At 68.8% G+C, this 17,950-nt stretch carries 17 protein-coding genes; 9 read left to right on the top strand and 8 right to left on the bottom strand.

What is annotated here, in order from left to right; genetic code table 11:
- From ACX25U_RS02485 to ACX25U_RS02465, 5 genes are all read right to left on the bottom strand, one after another.
- Entirely contained in the window at nt 1-567 is a 567-nt protein-coding gene (locus ACX25U_RS02485; RefSeq protein ID WP_454388632.1) for a nuclear transport factor 2 family protein, read from the bottom strand.
- Nucleotides 564-1,127, bottom strand: a complete 564-nt coding sequence (locus ACX25U_RS02480; RefSeq protein ID WP_454388631.1) for a nuclear transport factor 2 family protein — start codon at nt 1,125-1,127, stop codon at nt 564-566. Before ACX25U_RS02480 ends, ACX25U_RS02485 begins: the two co-directional genes overlap by 4 nt.
- 641 nt (nt 1,128-1,768) lie before the next feature.
- A complete protein-coding gene (locus ACX25U_RS02475; protein ID WP_454388629.1) occupies nt 1,769-2,977 on the bottom strand; it encodes an NAD(P)/FAD-dependent oxidoreductase in 1,209 nt (402 codons plus the stop codon).
- Nucleotides 2,970-3,158 carry a ferredoxin gene (locus ACX25U_RS02470; RefSeq protein ID WP_454388627.1) on the bottom strand — a complete coding sequence of 63 codons (189 nt, stop codon included), beginning with the start codon at nt 3,156-3,158 and terminating at the stop codon, nt 2,970-2,972. Before ACX25U_RS02470 ends, ACX25U_RS02475 begins: the two co-directional genes overlap by 8 nt.
- Nucleotides 3,159-3,274: 116 nt before the next feature.
- Nucleotides 3,275-4,141, bottom strand: a complete 867-nt coding sequence (locus ACX25U_RS02465) for a TIGR03620 family F420-dependent LLM class oxidoreductase (protein ID WP_454388626.1) — start codon at nt 4,139-4,141, stop codon at nt 3,275-3,277.
- A 125-nt stretch (nt 4,142-4,266) separates the two neighbouring features.
- Here ACX25U_RS02465 and ACX25U_RS02460 point away from each other — a divergent pair, with 125 nt between their 5' ends.
- Genes ACX25U_RS02460 through ACX25U_RS02445 form a run of 4 tightly spaced genes read left to right on the top strand, consistent with a single transcriptional unit; the run spans nt 4,267 to nt 8,715 of the window.
- Entirely contained in the window at nt 4,267-6,003 is a 1,737-nt protein-coding gene (locus tag ACX25U_RS02460; protein ID WP_454388625.1) for a PEP-utilizing enzyme, read from the top strand.
- Nucleotides 6,004-6,020: 17 nt separating this feature from the next.
- Entirely contained in the window at nt 6,021-7,187 is a 1,167-nt protein-coding gene (locus ACX25U_RS02455) for a hypothetical protein (RefSeq protein WP_454388623.1), read from the top strand.
- The gene (locus ACX25U_RS02450) at nt 7,187-8,263 is read left to right on the top strand and encodes a phosphotransferase family protein (protein WP_454388621.1); all 1,077 of its coding nucleotides are present in this window, start codon (nt 7,187-7,189) and stop codon (nt 8,261-8,263) included. Before ACX25U_RS02455 ends, ACX25U_RS02450 begins: the two co-directional genes overlap by 1 nt.
- Nucleotides 8,260-8,715, top strand: a complete 456-nt coding sequence (locus ACX25U_RS02445; protein ID WP_454388619.1) for a hypothetical protein — start codon at nt 8,260-8,262, stop codon at nt 8,713-8,715. Before ACX25U_RS02450 ends, ACX25U_RS02445 begins: the two co-directional genes overlap by 4 nt.
- A 7-nt stretch (nt 8,716-8,722) precedes the next feature.
- Here ACX25U_RS02445 and ACX25U_RS02440 read toward each other — a convergent pair whose 3' ends face one another.
- The 3 genes from ACX25U_RS02440 to ACX25U_RS02430 are packed head-to-tail and all read right to left on the bottom strand — an operon-like array spanning nt 8,723 to nt 12,250.
- Nucleotides 8,723-9,817, bottom strand: a complete 1,095-nt coding sequence (locus ACX25U_RS02440) for a hypothetical protein (protein ID WP_454388618.1) — start codon at nt 9,815-9,817, stop codon at nt 8,723-8,725.
- Nucleotides 9,811-11,076, bottom strand: a complete 1,266-nt coding sequence (locus ACX25U_RS02435; RefSeq protein ID WP_454388616.1) for a phosphotransferase family protein — start codon at nt 11,074-11,076, stop codon at nt 9,811-9,813. The genes ACX25U_RS02440 and ACX25U_RS02435 overlap by 7 nt, the downstream gene beginning before the upstream one ends.
- 58 nt (nt 11,077-11,134) lie before the next feature.
- A complete protein-coding gene (locus tag ACX25U_RS02430) occupies nt 11,135-12,250 on the bottom strand; it encodes a hypothetical protein (RefSeq protein ID WP_454388614.1) in 1,116 nt (371 codons plus the stop codon).
- Nucleotides 12,251-13,062: 812 nt separating this feature from the next.
- Here ACX25U_RS02430 and ACX25U_RS02425 point away from each other — a divergent pair.
- The 5 genes from ACX25U_RS02425 to ACX25U_RS02405 are packed head-to-tail and all read left to right on the top strand — an operon-like array spanning nt 13,063 to nt 17,893.
- Complete coding sequence (locus ACX25U_RS02425) at nt 13,063-14,490, top strand: FAD-dependent oxidoreductase (protein ID WP_454388612.1); 1,428 nt, start codon at nt 13,063-13,065, stop codon at nt 14,488-14,490.
- Nucleotides 14,491-14,516: 26 nt separating this feature from the next.
- A complete protein-coding gene (locus ACX25U_RS02420; RefSeq protein WP_454388610.1) occupies nt 14,517-15,140 on the top strand; it encodes a nuclear transport factor 2 family protein in 624 nt (207 codons plus the stop codon).
- Nucleotides 15,141-15,151: 11 nt separating this feature from the next.
- On the top strand, nt 15,152-16,159 hold the full coding sequence (locus ACX25U_RS02415; RefSeq protein WP_454388608.1) for a thiamine pyrophosphate-dependent dehydrogenase E1 component subunit alpha: 1,008 nt from the start codon (nt 15,152-15,154) through the stop codon (nt 16,157-16,159).
- Nucleotides 16,152-17,129, top strand: a complete 978-nt coding sequence (locus tag ACX25U_RS02410; RefSeq protein WP_454388606.1) for an alpha-ketoacid dehydrogenase subunit beta — start codon at nt 16,152-16,154, stop codon at nt 17,127-17,129. The genes ACX25U_RS02415 and ACX25U_RS02410 overlap by 8 nt, the downstream gene beginning before the upstream one ends.
- Entirely contained in the window at nt 17,123-17,893 is a 771-nt protein-coding gene (locus ACX25U_RS02405; RefSeq protein ID WP_454388604.1) for a tyrosine-protein phosphatase, read from the top strand. Before ACX25U_RS02410 ends, ACX25U_RS02405 begins: the two co-directional genes overlap by 7 nt.
- Nucleotides 17,894-17,950 lie beyond the last annotated feature (57 nt).

Genomic DNA, 17,950 nt, shown 5'->3' with positions numbered 1-17,950 from the left:
TCAGTCGTCGAGGACGACCCGCTTGAGGCGGGTGAGCCTGGTGCGGCAGCACAGCCAGTGACCGCCTTCCTTGCGGTACTCCTCGGTGTAGTGACCCCACCCGGTGTGCGAGACGTACTCGCTGTCTGCGGAGGTCTTCTCGACGAGGTCGTACATCGGCCAGATCGCACGCGCGTGGGTGTCGTCCACGATCTCGACCTCGCCCAGATGCACCTGATGGATCGAAAGGTTCTTGGCGAAGTGCCGTGCTGCCGAGGCGACGAACTCGTCGCGGGTCTGCGGGTTGGACGTGGACTCGCCGAAGTCGATGACGAGGTCTTCGGTGAAGAGGCCGGCGAACCCCTCCCAGTCCTTGGTGTCCACGTAGCGGCAGTAGCGTGCCTTGATCTGTTTGATCTCCTCGATCGCCTCGAGACGGGCGATGCGCTGCTCCAGCGTGAGCTCCGGCATGGCGATCCTTCCGTGGATGTCCTGGTGGGTGCGGTCGGGAGAGGACGAGGCCGCACCTCGCAGGTGGCCGACCGGCGGAGCGTCGCCGCCGAGCCGCCGCGGCACCCTCCCCCTCACGCCGGTGCCTGTCCTCGGCGGCCGAGCTCAGGACGCTCGCCGGCGTGGAGGGCGCGCACGACTCGGTGCCGTTCACCGGCGTAGATGTGCTCTCCCTCGATGAGCCCCTCGGCGCTGATGGGCCAGAGGACGACGGCTCGGTGCACCACGAGATACCGTCCGTCGGGAGTGATCATCTCTCCTTGTTCGGTGTGCCCGCCGACCTCCAGTTCGTCGCCCTGGAAGGCGTAGTGGAAGTCCCCCTCGGTGACCACCGTGTTCTCGTCGACGACGACACGGTGGAGGACGTAGTCGAGGCGGTTTCGGCCGCTTCCCGCCAGGGCTTGGTACCAGGCGAGCACCTCGTCATGGCCATGGGGGCCCACGCTGTCGGACGCACCCCACACGGAGTAGACGGGCTCCGCGACCAGGGTCTCCATCAGCTTCGGCAGATTGCCCGCGACCTCCTCCACCACGTGCCGGCCGACCACGTCGAGATTGCGGCGCCGGATGGGGTCCGTCTCCGAGGCCATCCGGTCGAGCAGGGGCTGCCATCCTGGAGCGGTCATCTTGTGCTGCATGAGTGGGACATCCATTCCTGGTAGACCGTCGGCCCCGTCGGGGCCGTGCCGCCGGACGGGCCGACCTTGTCGCTCCCCTGCACGCGGCAGTGAAGTGTCTTCTGGTCCAGGTCCCGCAGGGTGGCGTGGTGCGCGTCACCGGGACGGGGCGGTGAAGCGAGCCTGATCGAGTGGATCCGGCTCGGGTCAGTGCCCCCAGCCCGGCTCTCGGAGCCGGACGTGCACAAGCCGTGCGGGGGTGGCGAGTTCGTGCTCGCCTCCGTGTGTACGCCGGATCGAAGTGCGGCGGATGGCCGTCCGTCGGCACCCGATGGAGCAGCGCCCGGTTCTCCGAGTCCTGTTCCGGCCGACGGGATTCGGCCAGGACGACGCTCCGATTGCACCGGGATCCGGCAGTATTGTCAACACCCCGGTTATTGGAAACACGACTATCTGGTACTGGTGTTCCTCATCCCTCTTCGGGGAACGGACCGGGGTGACCGTGCCCGTTCCCGGCCCCTGGCCGGAGGGATCGCGGGAGCGCTCCTCGGAGCGGCTGTGCCGAGGGCCGGGAAATGCCGGTCGGCATCCCGAGGGCAGGGCGGTACGAGAGGGAGGGTGAAACCGGGGCTCCCTGAACATTCGCCCCGCGCAGCCGCTCCTCAGGGGCGACTGCGCGCGAACTCCACCGCCTCGCGCCAGGAGGCCCGTCCGCTGAGCAGGCGCCGCAGCTTGTTGGTGTCGCCGGGGCGGCCCACGGTCAGCGCCCCCCACAGTTCGTCGCCGTTGCGGTAGAGCGCGATGAACCGTCCCTCCTCGGGCGTGCCGATGACGAGGGCTTCGTCGCCATCGGTGCGGCCCACCAGCTGGATCTTGGTCCCGTACCACTCCGACCAGAAATACGGTGTCGAGGAGTACGGGGATGAGCCGGCCGGGGCGAGCGCGGTGCGTGCCGCGTGCGCGCCCTGCTCGGAGGCGTTCGTCCAGTGCTCCAGGCGCGAGCGGCGTCCCCAGCGGGGATCCACCCAGCTGCACACGTCGCCGGCCGCCGCGACGCCCGCGATCCCGACTCCCAGGTCGGGCTCGCAGACGATTCCGTCTCCCAGGGCGAGTCCCGACCCCGCGAGCCATTCGACGTTCGGGTGCACACCGATACCGGCCACGACGACGTCGGCCGTCACGGTGCTCGCGTCGTCCAGGGTGAGGACGGCGCCTGCGCCGTCGGATGCCACGTGCGTCACCCCCACGCCGGTGCGCAGGTCCGTGCCGTGGAGCCGGTGCATGTGACTGAGGAGAGGCGCGACATCGGCCCCGACGGAGCGGAGCAGTGGCGTCGGGGCGGCCTCCACGAGCGTTGTCGTGAGCCCCCGGGCGCGTGCGGCGGAGGCGACCTCGGAGCCGATGAATCCCGCGCCGACGACGGCGACCGAGGAGGCTCCGTCGAGCGCCTTGCGCAGGGTGAGCGCGTCACGGTCTGTGCGCAGGACGTGCAGGACCGAGTCGTCCGAGGTGCAGGGGAGATGACGTACCCGGCTGCCGGTCGCGATGACGAGGGCTTCGTACCCGATGTCGCCGGCGGTGGTCGCCAGGGTGTGGCTGCCGGTGTCCAGTCCGGTGGCGCGTACTCCCAGGCGCAGGTCGACACCCTGTTCACTCGCCAGCGAGGGCGCGGACCGGAACGGCGGCACCTCGGCGGGGCCGTCGGCGGCCAGAACCGCCTTGGAGAGCGGAGGGCGGTCGTACGGCAATCGGCTCTCCTCGCCGACCAGTACGATCTCGCCGGTGAACCCGGCGCGACGGGCTCCTTCGACTGCCCGCAGTCCCGCGAGTGAGGCGCCCACCACCACCAGGCGTCGGATGTCCTCACTCACTGATCTCGACGGCCTCGGTCGGGCACTCGCGTGCCGCGTCCCGCACCGCTTGTTCGAGCTCCTGCGGCACCACCTGCACCAACACCTTCACCGATCCGTCGTCCTGGATCTCGAACACCTCGGGCGCTGTGGCCTCGCAGACCCCGCATCCCTGGCAGCCGTCGTTCACGGTGACTCGCACCTCAGACCTCTTTCGATGTGAGGGTTGTCCATCAGGACTGATGAAGTCGTGTTCTAAATAATTAGTGGCGCGATTATTGTCGATCGCGACGAAGGAGTCCAGAGTGAGGGCTTCCGTCACTTCGCCTCCGGCCCCGATGCGCACACGGCCGGTGCGAGGCGGCGCCACTGGTCCAGGGGGAGCGTGCCGCCCGTGCTGAGGACTTGCAGGCAGACGTGGTCGGCCCCGGCGTCGCGATGCTCGGCGATGCGCCGCACCACGTCCTCGACGTCGGGGCCGACGACCAGAGTGTCGACGAGTCGATCGCTGCCGCCGTCGGCGAAGTCCTCGGCGGTGAAGCCCATGCGCTCGAGATTGCCGAGGTAGTTGGGCAGGGTGAGGTAGACGGCGAGGTGCTCGCGCGCCAGCTCTCGCGCACCCCGGCGGTCGGCGGCGAGGGCCACCTTCACCTCGGGAGCGAGCAGGCCGTCGGGCCCGAGCTCCCTGCGCTGGGCGGCGGTGCGCTCGGGGGTGACCAGATAGGTCAGCGCCCCGGCGGTGCGCTCCCCGGCGAGCTGCAGCATTTTCGGCCCGTTGGCGCCGATCAGTCGCTGAGCGTGCGGTATGCCGGTATCCATGGCGTCGAGCTCGTCGAGGTAGCCGCGCAACCGTGTGAGCGGCTTGTCGTAGACGTGGTTCGACCGCTCGGCGATCGCCGCATGACTCACCCCGATGCCGGCGAAGGCACGTCCGGGTCCGGCCGAGTCCACCGCTGCCCAGGCCGCCGCCGCGGCGGACGGCTCGAGATCCCACATGCTGAGGACGGCGCTGCCTGCCCGGATGTGCTTCGTCGCGGCGAGCAGCTCACCAAGGATCGTGAGGTCGCCGCGCACGTCGGCGATCCAGACGGCGTCGTAGCCGAGTTCCTCGGCGATGCGCCCGACCTCCTCGGCCCGGCCTTTGATCTTGCGGGCGCTGGTGAAGACTCCGACACCGTTGAGCATGGCCACTGCGGCTCCTGAGAGTTGGTGGATCGTCGCTGCCCAATCCAAGAACATGACACTCGACTATCCAATAGTCTAGTCGTAGAGTGAGGTGCGATTCGTCGGAGCCTCCTGGAGGGAATGCAGTGGTCGACATCTCCCGCCCCTGGGTCGTGGACTCGCCCCTGAGCACGCGGTTCCCCGTCTATACCCGGGCCAACGTCGGTGAGGTGTCGCCGGACGTCGCCACACCGTTGTTCTGGAGCATGATCGGAGGCCCGCCGACCGAGCGGCAGTGGAAGCGGGCGCTGGCCGACTTCGGCGCCTTCGATCTCGAGGAGTTCCGCGAGGACGAGATCGACATCCAGGGGATGATCCACGGATACGTCTATCTCAACCTCTCCAACCTGCGGGTCTTCGGCGTCCGGATGCCCGGTGCCAGTGCCGAGCTGATGGACCGCACCTATCTCGGCGAGCGTGAGGCCCCGGCCTACGTTCCCCATCCGGACGACGCCAGGGCGGAGTTCCAGGAGCGGATCCTCGCCACGGTGGCCAGAGTGTTCGCCGATGAGCACCGCGACGACTTCCAGGAGGACGCCGAGAAGGCGGCGGCGCTCCGGGCCGCGCGCCCGGACCTCGACGAGTTGTCGGACGCGGATCTCCTCGCCCGCCAGCGCAGGATCATGGCAGTGGACTACGCGCCGATACTGCGCAAGCACCTGACGATGGTGTACGAGTCCTCCCTGGTCACCGGTGCGCTCGCGGAGGTGCTGGCGCCGTTCGGTGACGCGACCACGGCGGTCAGGCTGATGGGGGGATTCGGCGAGGTCGCTTCGGCGGCGCCGAGCCAGGCCGCCTGGGAACTCGGCCGTCAGGTCGTCGCGTCCACCACGCTGACCGAGATGTTCGAGCAGGGGCTGCACGGGCTGGAGGAACGTCTGCGGTCGAGTGACGAGCCCTCTGTGGTGACGTTCGTCGAGGGGCTCGACGCGTTCCTCTACGAGTACGGTTCCCGTTCCGCCAACGAGTGGGAGGCAGCTCCCAAGACGTGGGAGACCCACCCGAGCCTGCCGCTCGGGATGATCGACCGGATGCGGCTGCAAGCACCGGAGCGCGAGCCCCGGCTGCAAACGCTTCGGCTTCGGGAGGAGCGCGAAGAGCTCACGGAGCAGCTGAGGAACAAGCTGGCCGGAGACGGCGAGGCCCTGGCGAAGTTCGACTCGACCCTGCGGTCGATCGCGGTCTACATGCCGGCCCGGGAGCTCAGCAAGACGAACGTCATCCGGGTGCTCCACGAGGCGCGACTGCCGATGTGGGAACTGGGCATGCGCTACACCCGCCGTGGCTTCTTCGACCGTCCCGAGGACATCACCATGCTGCGAGAGGGCGAGCTCGACGCCCTCGTCGAGGACCCGGCTGCCATGCGTCCGGTGATCCAGGAACGCTGGGAGTGGTACGAAGCGCTCTCGGATCTCGAGCCCCCCTTCATCATCGACGGCGAGATCCCCGATGTGCGGACCTGGCCCCGGAAGACGGATCCAGGCGTGACGCCCGCCGAGTCCGGTGAGGTTCTCCAGGGAATCGGCGCCTGCTTCGGGGTGGTCACCGGCAGGGCCCGCATCATCGAGGACCCGGAGGACGCCCCGGACCTCGAGCCCGGTGAGATCCTGGTGGCCCCCCTCACCGACCCCGGGTGGACGCCGTTGTTCAGCTCGGCCGGTGCCGTGGTGGTCAATGTGGGCTCCACCTTGTCCCATGCCGCGATCGTCGCCCGCGAACTCGGGATCCCGGCAGTGCTCGGCGTCAGGCACGCCACGAAGAAGATCACCGACGGGACCATCCTGACCGTCGACGGTGCCCACGGCACCGTCCTGGTCCACTGACGAGAGGAGCCGCGAACGTGCTGAGCCCCTACGACGAGCTTCCGGTGCATCAGACGCCGTACCCGTTGAGCATGGTCGCCACGACGGACAACGGCTTCGACGACGGCTACTTCTTCGGGGCGTTCAGCGCCGAGGACCGGATTTTCTGCTTCTCGGGCCTGAGGATCAACCCCAACACCGACATGATCGGGGGCTACCTCGGGGTCATGCGGGACGGGATCCAGCGCACCGTGCGCTTCAGCCGGACCTGGCGCGAGCTCTGCGAGACCACGGTCGGGCCCTTCCGATTCGAGGTGGTCGAGCCCTACCGGCATCTACGGCTGACTCTCGCCGAGAACGACTCGAACATGACCTGCGAGCTCAACTGGCGGGGCCTGGCACCCGCGTTTCTCGAGGCACACCACCTCGCCACCAATCGCGGTCGCGTGACGACCGACCAGTCGCGCTACTCACAGCCAGGTGTGGTGGACGGCTGGATCGACATCGACGGCGAGCGTACCGAGGTCGACCCGTCGCACTGGTACGGCAGCCGTGACCACTCCTGGGGTGTCTACTTCGACCGCCCACCCCTTGCGGCGGACCCGAAGTGGCTGCCGCCGCGCGACCCGGGCGGCGTTCCCCGCGCGCTCCGCTTCTGGACCCTCTTCGGGGCAGGTGACCTCGGCGGTTTCTACGCCATCCACGAGGACCCGCAGGGACGGCAGGTCCCGATGAACGACACCTTCGGCACACCCTTCGAAGGACGGTTCACCATCGGCTGGGACAAGGAGGTCCACCCGCTCGTCGCAGGCCGGCACGAGCTGCGCCTGGTGCCCGGGACCCGACTGCTCGCCGGGGCGACGATCATCCTGACCGACCGTGACGGCGGCACGTGGACCCAGGAGGTCGAGCCGGTCGGCCCGCCGTGGGTGACCTCCACCATCGGTTACCAGGGCGGCAGCTGGAAGGACGGGGGCTCGATGCGCACCTATCACGGGCCGGGCATCACGGTGGAGTGGGACCAGTTCGACTTCAGCGTCCAGCCGCTCGACCACACGCGGTACGACGGCGTTGTCCAAGCCGGGTTGCACGGCAAGGAGTACCTCTCGCGCGTCACCACCACCGCCCCGGACGGCCGGCAGTGGGTCGGGGCAGGTCACACCGAACTGTTCCTCGACGGTCCGTACGATCCGCTGGGGCTGTGATGCCGGGCAGTCTCGCCGACCCGGGCTTCGTCGAGTCGTGGTTCCGCGCCCGTATCGAGAAGCTGCTTCCCGGACCCTGCCGCGGATCGGGCGGAGTCCATGCGATCGCCGTGGAACGCATGTCGCGGGGAGTCTCGCGGCAGACGTGGACCGCGGACGTGGAGACCGACGACCGGTCGAGACGCCGGTTCGTCGTCCGTCGTGATCACGAGGCCGGCAGCATCATCGCGTCCTCCCTGCGCGACGAGTACGAGGTGTACCGCCGCCTGGACGGCAGCGACGTGCCGATCGCCCGGGTGCTGTGGTTCGAGGACGACCCGGAGTGGATGCCCGACGGGCGGCCGGCGTACGTGCGGGAACTCGTCGACGGTGACTGGCGGCTGCCGGCGCTCGACGACCACTCGCCCGACGGCGACGCCGAGCGGATCCGGCTGTCGAAGGAGCACCTCGACAAGCTGGCCCTGGTCCACGCCGTCGACTGGGAGGCACGAGGCTTCGGTGAGTTGCTGCCGGTGCCGGACTCTCCGGCGGACTGTGCCCTCCGCCTGATCGACCAGTGCGTGGAGCAGATCAGCGGCTACGGAGTCGAACCGAGTCCGGTACTTGCCGAGGCCGTGGCATCGCTCCGTGCCCGCGCGCCGCGGGACTGTGACCGGGTGGTGCTGTGCAAGGGCACCAACGGGCTGGGCGAGGAGGTCTGGCGGGACGGCCGTATCGTGGCCATGAGCGACTGGGAGATGGCGATCCTCGGCGACCCCGCCTACGACTTCGCCCAGTGCCAGGAGGTCATTCCGGAGATCGTCCGTGACGGCCGCCAGGTCTGGGGCATGTCGAAAGCACTCGCGTACTACGCCGAACGCACCGGCACCGAGGTCAGTTCTGAGCGGGTCGCCTACTACCGCGAGCTCTACGGTCTGCTGCAGTTCACCTACACCCAGCACGTCGCCGCCATGGTCCGCGGGACGGACCGGGCGCCGCTGCGCTTCGTCTGGACCGCTACCGAGGTCGGCTTCCGCAGCGAGCTCCGCCTCGCTCGGCACTTCGCCGGCGACCTGATGAAGGAGGGGTTCGCATGATCGATCCTGACCACGATGCCGTCCTCGGTTCGGTGATCGCAGCGATCGAGGAAGAGATCGCGCCCGGGTGCGAGGAGTACGCGGTGAGCGTCTGCCGTACCGCCGCGCAGATGCTGCGGCACGTCCGTGCCCGCTTGCGGGAGGAGATGCCCGCACTGGCCGCCGGCAACGCGGAGCTCCGTGGCATCCTGCGCGGGATCGACACCACGGCCCTGCCCGGCGAGATCGGGGCGGCGGTGCGGAGCGCGGTGTGTGCCGAGCCGGTGCCGGTACATCCCGACCTCGTGGACCTGCGGGACGACGCGTGTCGACTTCGTGGTGCGCTGGTCGCGGTCATCGAGAGCGTGCCGGAAGACCACCCGGCACGCGTGGCGGGACGCGAGCACATCGCCGCCCAGCTGCGCCGCGAGCTGCGCTGGCAACAGGACGCCTACACGGGCCCGCGGCGGTGATTCAGGTTCAGGCACCCTGCGCGGTCATGTCCCCACTGCGGGGCATGATCGGCAGGTGCGCCCAGCCAGGGGCTCCGTCCACGGTGATCCGCGCCAGTTGCTCGCGGTGTCCCGGGTCGATCTCGACGTCGTCGAGGAACACCCGCCTCACGTCCGGCAGTTCGTAGACGTCGTACTCGGTGACCTCTCCCCGTCGGGCTCCGAAGCCCAGGCCGTCCGAGAAGCCGCGGTTGTAGCCGCCGCCGCGGCTCGCCCACGGGCGCACGGTGTGCGGTTGCGCCTCGACCCGCACGGACCGGCCGTCGCTCAGGGAGAGGTCGAACTCCGCCCGGGACCAGGTCCGGGTGCCCTCGACGTAGGCGATCTCATAGGAGAGGTCGACGACTCGCGCGTGCGTGCCGGCTCGGCTGTGGATCGTGCCGTCGAGATACCGGGGCGTCCCGTCCGCGTATGCGCGGCTCTGGAACAGTCCCCAGCCCTCGTCGGTGGAGAAGTTGCACCAAATGGTGAAGCTCGGGGTGCGCCGGAACAGTTCGCGGGGCTCCAGGCCGCCGACATCGACGCGGGTGCCCCAGGAGTGGTCTCGGTCGCCCCACCAGTCGCACACGTCGATCCGCTCGCGCCCGACCTCGAGCCAGCCGTTCCAGCGCCCTACCTGGTCGTAGCGGTGCTGTTCCTGGATCACGCGCGTGCCCGACATCTCGCGGTGCCTGGCCTCGAGGTGGGGTGTGGCGTCGGTGGTGAACTCCAGCTCCGCGGTCAACGGCCCTCGGCTGTTGCGGAGCACGAGGCGGCGGAACGGTTCCACGACGGTGACCGAGAAGGGACCGACGCGCGCAGTCTGCGCGTCGACCGAGCCGGGATCCTCCAGCGGGGCGGCGACGCGCAGGTTGTGCTGGCGGTCGTCGCGCAGCACGTTGAGAAAGGCGTCGCGTGTGCCCATGTTGGGGTACCGGCCGGTGCCGGCGAAGAAGGCCGTGCGGCCGTCGGGCGACAGTCCGGAGAACCAGTACCGGTCGAAGAACCGGTGGTCACTGGTGGCGACCACGGCGAACGGGTCCGGGGTCTGGTGGTAGAGGGTCTCGTCCAGTCCGATCAGCATCCGGCAGGTCTCCGATCCGCGGTGGTGTGGGCACCCTGGGACAGGCCGCGGGCGGCACGCGCCAGGAACCGGGGGCTCATCAGGAGGCCGGCGATCGCGTCGGACAGCTGAGTGGGTTCGGCGACGAACTTGGCCCGGATCCGGTAGGAGGAGACGCCCCGCCACAGGTCCTGCCACACCGTGAAGTACGCCAGGTCACGGGTATTGACCGGCGGGCCTCCGGCCTTGCGGTACTCCTCGACGAAGACGCCCCAGGCGCCGGCCTGGTCGATCGACGGCTTGAGATACGCGAGATCCTCCGACGGGTTGCCGATGTGCGACCGCTCCCAGTCCAGCAGCCCGGTCAGCCGGTCGTCGGCCACCAGTGCGTTGTGCAGGGCGAAGTCACCATGGATCAGGACTCCGGCCGCGCCGTCCTGCGGAGCGTTCCTGCGCAGCCAGTCCAGGACGCGCGCGAAGACCGGACGGTATGCGTCGTCGGTGCGCCAGATGGTCCGGAGCACCTCTTCGCGCTCGTCGATGGCCTTGAGATGGTCGTCCTGGCTGCTCAGGGGCGGAAGCGGAGCGCCGGCAAGTCCCCCGGGATCGAGTGAGTGCAGGGTGCCCATCGCCCGAGCCAAGTCCCGGACCAAACGGAGCGAGGGTGACTGGGTCCACCCCCAGACGTTGCCCACCGTGCGACCCGGAAGGGCGGTCGTCGCGAAGGCGGGGCTCCCCAGGCCGTGTTCGTCGAACCACAGGGGGTGTGGGACGGGCACACCGGAGCCCGCCACGAACGACACGACGTCGTACTCGGGCCGGAGCCCGTCCGCACGGCGGCCCGGCGCGATCTTGCGGATGACGACGCCGGTTCCGTTGCCCTCCTCGTCGATCACGCGGGCGCGCACCGTCTCCTTGGAGAAGCCACCTGAGAGGCGACGCACGTTCTGGACCGCTCGGGGACGTGTGTGGGGGGCGTGCCGGCGGAAGGCCGCCAGGAGGTCCGCCTCGCTGACGCTGGGCGGCTGGGCGGACTCGAAGCTGGTGGTGGGATCCTCCTGGGGGTGGCCGGAGTCGTCCGTGTGCACCTCTCCCAGTTCCTGGGCCACCAGCGCGGTCAGGTCGGCTGCCGGGCCGGCGGCGCGGCGGACGGGGAGTTCGTCGTCGATCGCGGCCCGCGACAGCAACTGGTCTGCGATCTCCAGCAGTTGGTCCACGCGTGCCGTGTCGCCGAGCAGTGCGAGCTCATGGCGGAGGACGCGCACCACTTGAGCGGCCACCAGGGGCCGGTTCCCTCTCGGGGGGACTGTCGGTTCGGTCATCATCGTCGCCCGGTTGTCATCCTTCTTCGGTCAGTCCGTACTTCGGCAGGGCGCCGCGGGTCATGACGGGGCAGTATCCGGTGATCGATTCGCCGTTGACCACCATCTTGGCGAACTGCTCGCGGTGGCCGGTCGGCGTGGGCCTGCCGTCCATCAGGACGCCGTCCGGGGCCACGAACTGGTAGACGTCGTGTTCCACCACGGTGCCGCGCCACGCACCGAGCCCGCGGCCGTCGCGGTAGCCACCGTCGTATCCGGTGCCCGCGTAGGCCCATGGGTGCAGGAACGGCGTTGCCTCGACGTCGAACTCCGAGCCGTCATCGGCGACGATGCGGGCGGACACCTTGCGGTGAGCGCGGGTGCCGGAATGGAACTCGACCTCGAACTCCATGGACCGCACTGATGTGTGACGGCCGTCCCTGGTGATGACCTCACCGTCGACGTAGGTCGGGTTGCCGGCCGCGTCCTCGCGGCACATGGCGGTCACGAAGCGGTCGCCGAGTTCGAAGGTCATCACGACGTGCAGCATGGAAAGGCTCGGAGTCGCCGGCGTGGCCGACAGTTTGGTCCTGGGGTCGGCCACCGAGCGGTCGAAGCCGCCGACGCCGGGCCGGACGCCCCACGAGTGGTCACGGAACCCCCACCAGTCCTGCACGTCGAGCCGGCCGAATCCGAGGTCGATCCAGCCGGACCAGCGGCCGCTCTGGTCGTACCGCGTGATTTCCTGCCCGATCCGCCCGCCGCGGGAGTCCATGTAGTGCGACTCGCAGTAGGGGGCGAAGCTCGCCTCGAAGGCCAGTTCGGCCGACAGGGGAGTCGTGTCCCCGGCCAGCGAGATCTCAAGGCGTTTGAAGGGTTCGGCGATCCGGATCTCGAAGTCCGAGATGCGGAGGTTCTGCATGTCCTCGCTGAGGGGCCGGGAGAAGCGCGTGTTGTGCTGCTGGTCGCCCTGCTGGACGCAGAAGTAGCCGTCGGCGACACCCATGTTCTTGTAGAAGGCGATGCCGGAGATGAACGCACCACGGCCCTCCGCGTCGACGCACGCGAGCCAGTGCCGGTCGTAGAAGCGGTGATCGGACGTGCCCGCGTACGCGAAGGTCCAGGGGATCTGGTGCATGAGCGTCTCGTCCATGGGATGGAGCGTGCGCTCGGTGACAAGGGGAGCCATGTGTGTCGCAATCGGGTCTTGTGCTGACTGTGTCTCTGGCTGACGGCCGTTGCCGTGCAGGCTCGTGATCTCCGCTCACCCCTCGCCTGTGAAAGTCTAGTTATCGACCATCAAGCGTCAGAGTAACTCAGGTGCAGGGTGGTGTCCATGCGCGAGGCTCGCGCCTCGTCTTGAGTGGTGTCGGCCTCAGGGTTGTTGAGAGTTGTCCAGGGGCGGAGTATTGATGTTCGGCCTGATCCGCAGGGCGTCTCTCGTGGTCACGGTGTCCGGAAAGGGGGTGCCCGAGCTCCGTGCGTCGGCGTGCCGCGGTGGTGCGATGGGGGGCGGAGCTGTCCCGGCGCCCGGTGCCGAACGGGTGCGTGTCGGCAGACGTGGTGGCGCAGTCGGCGACCTCTGCGCGGCGCGCTCTGCGGATCGGCGTGCCGTCGGTGAACCGCCCCCTTCGTCGTCCGGGGGCGCTCGACCTCGCCTGGGATCGGCGTTGACGTCATCCGCTGAGAAAATCTTCTCCACAATAGTCTGGCGATAGAGTATTCTTCGTCGTGTCAACGTCAGGCAAGGAGGTGAGCGTCGTGGAGTCCGCTCCCGGCAGGCAAGCTCGGCCGGATCGTCCTGAAGGTGGACAGTCGCGCCAGGGGACGAGCCTCACCGCCGCCCGACCCGTACCGGTGTTGCCCAGGTGACGGCGAGCCACCGGGACGACCGGGAATCCACGTGTCCGAACGACTCAAGTCACCCGCGCCTACCGTGGCCGGCGCTGATCGACAGGAGCTGACATGCCCAAACCCGACTTCGAAGTCATTGCCATCGGATCTGGCCTGGCGGGTCTCGCGTCTGCTCTCACCGCCGTCGAGCACGGCTGCACGAACGTGCTCGTGGTCGAGGCAGAGGGAGTGCTCGGTGGCTCGACGCGGCTGTGCGGCGGTGTCGTCATGGGCAGCCGGAGCCGGCTGCAGCGTGCCGCCGGCATCGAGGACGCCGAGGACGACATGTTCAAGGAGTACATGGCGATCAACGTCTGGGACGTCTCCGCCGGTCCGGTGGAGCGCTGGGCGGCCCGGAGCGGTGAGACCATCGACTGGCTCCAGGACCACGGCGTGCCGTTCTATGAGCGGCTGATCTTCAGCGGCGACGACCGGCGGCCCCGGGGGCACTGCGTCGAGGGCGGGGGGCAGGCGATCATCGACGCCCTGGTCTCGCGGTGCCGCAAGGCGGGCGTCGAGTTCGCGCTCGGCAACCGGGTCGACGAGCTGATCCACACCGACGGCCGGGTCACCGGTGTCCGCGCCGGGGGAGAGGATCTCACCGCTGCCGCGGTGATCGTGGCAAGCGGGGGATTCGGCGCCAACCCGGAGCATCTCGCCGAGCACTACCCGATCGCCTGGGTTCCGGGGGAGACCTTCTACATCGGCGCCGACGGCGCCCGCGGCGACCACCTCAGGTTCGCCGACCAGGTGGGCGCCCAGGTCACCGGGGAGAACCGCGGCCTTCGCATGCTCAACCCAGGCGTGGACACCATGCACGAGGCCTTCCTGCCCGGATGGACCGTGCTGCTCGACAAGCGTGGACGCCGGTTCTGCGACGAGACGGCGCCGTACGGGATCCTCGACAGCCTGCTGAAGGCCAGGGACAACGTCGGATACGTCGTCTTCGACGATGCGGCACTGCGACCGCCGGCCGAGCTGGCGGAACGGTACGCGGACGCCTACAAGCAGGTCTGGCCCAACCACGCCAAATTCAAGCCCAAGCACTACACCGCTGACGTGATGAAGCAGTACGAGCACCACGAGCGGGTCCACAAAGCCGAGTCGCTCGAGGAGCTGGCGAAGTCGGCCGGCATCCCGGCGGCCGACTTCTGCGGCACCATCGCCCGGTACAACCAGCTCGTCGAGGCCGGCCAGGACACGGACTTCCAGAAGGCGTCACGGTTCCTCAACCCCATTTCGACCGCCCCCTTCTACGCCGTCGAGGTCCGGCCCACGGCGATCGCGCACACTGGTTACGGCATGCGCGTTGACGACTTCGGCCAGGTCATCGGCGTGGACGGGAACCTGATCGAGGGTTTGTACGCCGCCGGCGAGTGCACGGGGGGCATCGTCGGACCCACCTACTCGGGCTCGGGAAGCTCCCTGGCGAATGCGGCCGGTGTCGGCCGGATGGCGGGCGAAGCGGCCGCTCAGTACGTGTCCAAGGCCCGGGTATGAACGCGCAGAGCGAAGGAGGACGCCACATGCTGTTCGCGCCCCGCGCGGAGCCCGTGGACCGTGAGGCGATGCTCCAACTGGTCTATGACCGCCAGCAGATCATCGAGGTACTGCACCGATATGCCCGGGCGATCGACCGATGCGACGTCGAGCTTCTCAAATCGGTCTACCACGACGACGCCACGGACGCCCACGGATCCTTCGACGGCAACGCCCACGAGTTCGCGGAGTTCATGGTGCCGCGGCTGAAGGAACAGACCAGCTACGGAATCCACCATGTCACCAACGAGCTGGTCGAGATCGACGGCGACCGGGCGATCGCGGAGTCCTGCCTGTTCGGCTACCACCGAGTCCCCGGCGGGCGGGAGTCGGTCGGGAGGTTCTTCGGAGAGGCCTACGCGGACCGGGCCGAGGCGCAGGGCCGGATCGACGAGGAGCAGGAGTACTTCACGGGCGGCCGCTACCTCGACAAGTTGCTGAAACGGGACGGTATCTGGCGGATCTGGCGACGCAGGATCACCGTGGAATGGAACCAGTGCCGGCCTTCGACCATGGTGGTGGACGGCGGTCGCGCGCACTACGACATTCCCGGGGCGAGGGACACCAGCGACCCCAGCTACCTGCTGGACTTCGATTCTTTCGACGAGTGAACGGGAGCGACATGAGCACCCAGACGCCGGTGCCTTCGCGTGAGGCGCTGCAGCGGATGTACCGCCTGATGCTGACGACTGCCGTCGCCGACCAGAAGTCCAGTGCCGAAGCCAAGGCCGGCCGGCTCGCTGCGGCCTTCTACCCCGTCCGTGGGATGGAGGCGGTGTGCGCAGCCCTCGGTGAGGTCCTGCGCAGCGAGGACCGGATGGTCTCGACGTACCGCAACCTCGGCGACGCACTGGCCAAGGGGGTGCCGCTACGGTCGATCATGGCGGAGCTCTACGGCCGCGTCGACGGGACCTCGCGGGGCAAGGGCGGCCCGATGCACTTGCAGGACCAGTCCGTCGGATTCACTGCCACCACCGGCGTCGTCGGCTCGGGCATGCCGATCGCCGTCGGCCTGGCCATGGCCGCGCAGCTGGACGGAGGCGGGTCGGCCACCGTGGTGACCTTCGGCGACGGGGCGACCTCGATCGGCGCCTACCACGAGTCCATGAACTTCGCCGCTCTGTGGAAGTTGCCCGTGGTGTTCGTGTGCCAGAACAACCAATGGGGCGAGCACACCCCGATCGCGCAGTACGCACCCTCGACGGAGCTGGCCCAACGAGCGGCGTCGTACAACATGCCCACCGTGAAGGTCGACGGCTTCGACCCGCTGGCCTGCCTCGCCGCGCTCCAGTCGGCGGTGGACCGGGCCAGGCGTGACGAAGGCCCCACGTTCCTGGAGTTCGTGCACTACCGGCTCACCGGACACACGGGCACGGCGGACTACAGCTACGTGCCCAAGGAGGAACTGGCCAAGGCCATGGAGCGGGACCCGGCTCCAACCTTCCGGAAGTGGCTGCTGGAGCAGTCGGTCTTCTCCGAGTCCGAGGTCGAGGCGATCGAGTCCGAAGTCCGGACGTACGTCGACGACGCCTTCAGCTACGCGGAAAGCTGCCCCTTCCCGGCACCTGAGGAGCTGTACACCGATGTGTTCGCCGACCCCACCTTCGTGAGGAGCCTGAGCGATGCCTGAGACCACGATGACGATGGCGGCCGCCATCAACTCCGGTTTCCATTGCGCGATGGAGGCCGACGACAAGATCGTCGTGCTCGGTGAGGACGTGGCGGAGCCGATCGGTGGGGTGTTCAAGACCAGCAAGGGGCTTTCCACCAGGTTCGGCGAACACCGCGTACGGTCCACGCCCATCGCCGAGGGAACCATCGCCGGCGCCGCGGTGGGGTTGGCGCTGGGCGGCTACCGGCCCGTCGCGGAGATCATGTTCTTCGACTTCGTGACGCTGACCCTGGACCAGGTCCTGAACCACGCGGCGAAGTTCCGGTACATGAGCGGCGGCGCGACCCCTGCACCGATCACGATGACCACCACCATCGGAACCAGCCACTTCGGTGCCCAGCACGCGCAGTCGCTGGAGGCGTGGTTCATGCACACCCCCGGCATCAACGTCGTGATGCCGTCGAACCCGGTGGACGCCAAGGGGCTGCTGCTGACCTGCCTGACGTCTCCCGACCCCAGCCTCTACATCCAGCACTCGGCCCTGCTCTACAGCCAGAAGGGGCCCGTGCCCGAGGAGTACTACACGACGCCGCTGGGCAAGGCCGCGACGGTGCGCTCCGGGAGGGACATCACCATCGTGACCTATGGCACGGGGGTGGGACTGTCGCTGGAGGCGGCTGAGGAGCTCACCGGTTCGGGGATCGAGGCCGAGGTGGTCGACCTCCGTAGTCTCGTACCCCTGGACTTCGACACCGTGTTTGAGTCGGTCGAGCGCACCAGGCGTTGCGTCGTGGTCCACGAGGCCACCCAGTTCCTCGGTCCGGGGTCGGAGATCAGCGCCCGGATTCACGAGAACCTGTGGGGCGAGCTGCTGGCCCCCGTGGGCCGAGTCGGGGCGGAGTTCACGCCGGTTCCCTTCTCGAAGGCCCTGACGAACCATCCGACCGTCGACCGCGTGGTCAAGAAGGTCCAGGAGCTGGCGTGCTGAGCATCGGGGAGGACGGTACGGGGGGCGCGGCCCCGTCGTTGGCGTCGGTACCCAACTTCCGCGACGTCGCGGGGCCGGGCTACTCGACCCCGTATGGTCCGATGCGTCGTGGCCGCTTGTTCCGGTCCAACGCCTTCCAGGTCTCCTCGGAGGAGATGGCGACGCTGGCGCCCCTGGGCATCGTGGCCATCTATGACCTGCGGGCAGCGCAGGAAGTGGAACTACGCCCCGACTCCGAGCTTTCCGGGGCAACCTGGCGCCACACATGGGTGCCAGGTCTGCCGAGGGAGGTGATGAGGGCCCTGAGGACCGCGGCCGACCTGCGGGAGGCGATGCTCGACCACTACCGGGGCTTCGTGACCGACCCGAAGAAGCGGGCCGGCTTCGCGGCAGTCCTCTCGTCGATCGCGGACCAGGAGGGGCCGCAGCTCTTCCACTGCTCGGAGGGCAAGGACCGGACCGGCTGGGTGGCGATGCTGCTGCAGCGGCTCGCCGGGGTGGCCGAGGAGGACGTGGCCGCCGACTTCCTCCTGACCAACGATCTGATGCGCGGCTCAAGGGCGAGCCTGGAGATGGCCCGGCAGTTCTTCGGTGATCGGCCCGACGACTTCTTCGTTCCCGGAATGATCGCCGACATGGCCTATCTCGAGGCGGGCACAGCCCGCATGGAGACGGACTACGGCGATGTCGAGGGCTACCTGCGGCATGGCCTCGGCCTCTCCGACGAGCAGGTGGAACGACTGCGCCGCCGGCTGCTGGACTGAGCGGCCGGGGCGGTCGCGAGGACAGCCGATGGGGAGGAGGAGTGGGCCGGTGCGATC

This window comes from Streptomyces sp. JNUCC 63 (assembly GCF_054366325.1).
Note: the sequence above shows the minus strand (reverse complement) of the source record. Positions and strands in the feature narration are given on the sequence as shown.

What these genes read in the sequence shown, in the direction of transcription:
- ACX25U_RS02480 (WP_454388631.1), bottom strand. Translation starts at nt 1,127, where the DNA reads ATGCAGCACAAGATGACCGCTCCAGGATGGCAGCCCCTGCTCGACCGG.
- ACX25U_RS02465 (WP_454388626.1), bottom strand. Translation starts at nt 4,141, where the DNA reads ATGCTCAACGGTGTCGGAGTCTTCACCAGCGCCCGCAAGATCAAAGGC.
- ACX25U_RS02450 (WP_454388621.1), top strand. Translation starts at nt 7,187, where the DNA reads ATGCCGGGCAGTCTCGCCGACCCGGGCTTCGTCGAGTCGTGGTTCCGC.
- ACX25U_RS02445 (WP_454388619.1), top strand. Translation starts at nt 8,260, where the DNA reads ATGATCGATCCTGACCACGATGCCGTCCTCGGTTCGGTGATCGCAGCG.
- ACX25U_RS02440 (WP_454388618.1), bottom strand. Translation starts at nt 9,817, where the DNA reads ATGCTGATCGGACTGGACGAGACCCTCTACCACCAGACCCCGGACCCG.
- ACX25U_RS02430 (WP_454388614.1), bottom strand. Translation starts at nt 12,250, where the DNA reads ATGGACGAGACGCTCATGCACCAGATCCCCTGGACCTTCGCGTACGCG.
- ACX25U_RS02425 (WP_454388612.1), top strand. Translation starts at nt 13,063, where the DNA reads ATGCCCAAACCCGACTTCGAAGTCATTGCCATCGGATCTGGCCTGGCG.
- ACX25U_RS02420 (WP_454388610.1), top strand. Translation starts at nt 14,517, where the DNA reads ATGCTGTTCGCGCCCCGCGCGGAGCCCGTGGACCGTGAGGCGATGCTC.
- ACX25U_RS02415 (WP_454388608.1), top strand. Translation starts at nt 15,152, where the DNA reads ATGAGCACCCAGACGCCGGTGCCTTCGCGTGAGGCGCTGCAGCGGATG.
- ACX25U_RS02410 (WP_454388606.1), top strand. Translation starts at nt 16,152, where the DNA reads ATGCCTGAGACCACGATGACGATGGCGGCCGCCATCAACTCCGGTTTC.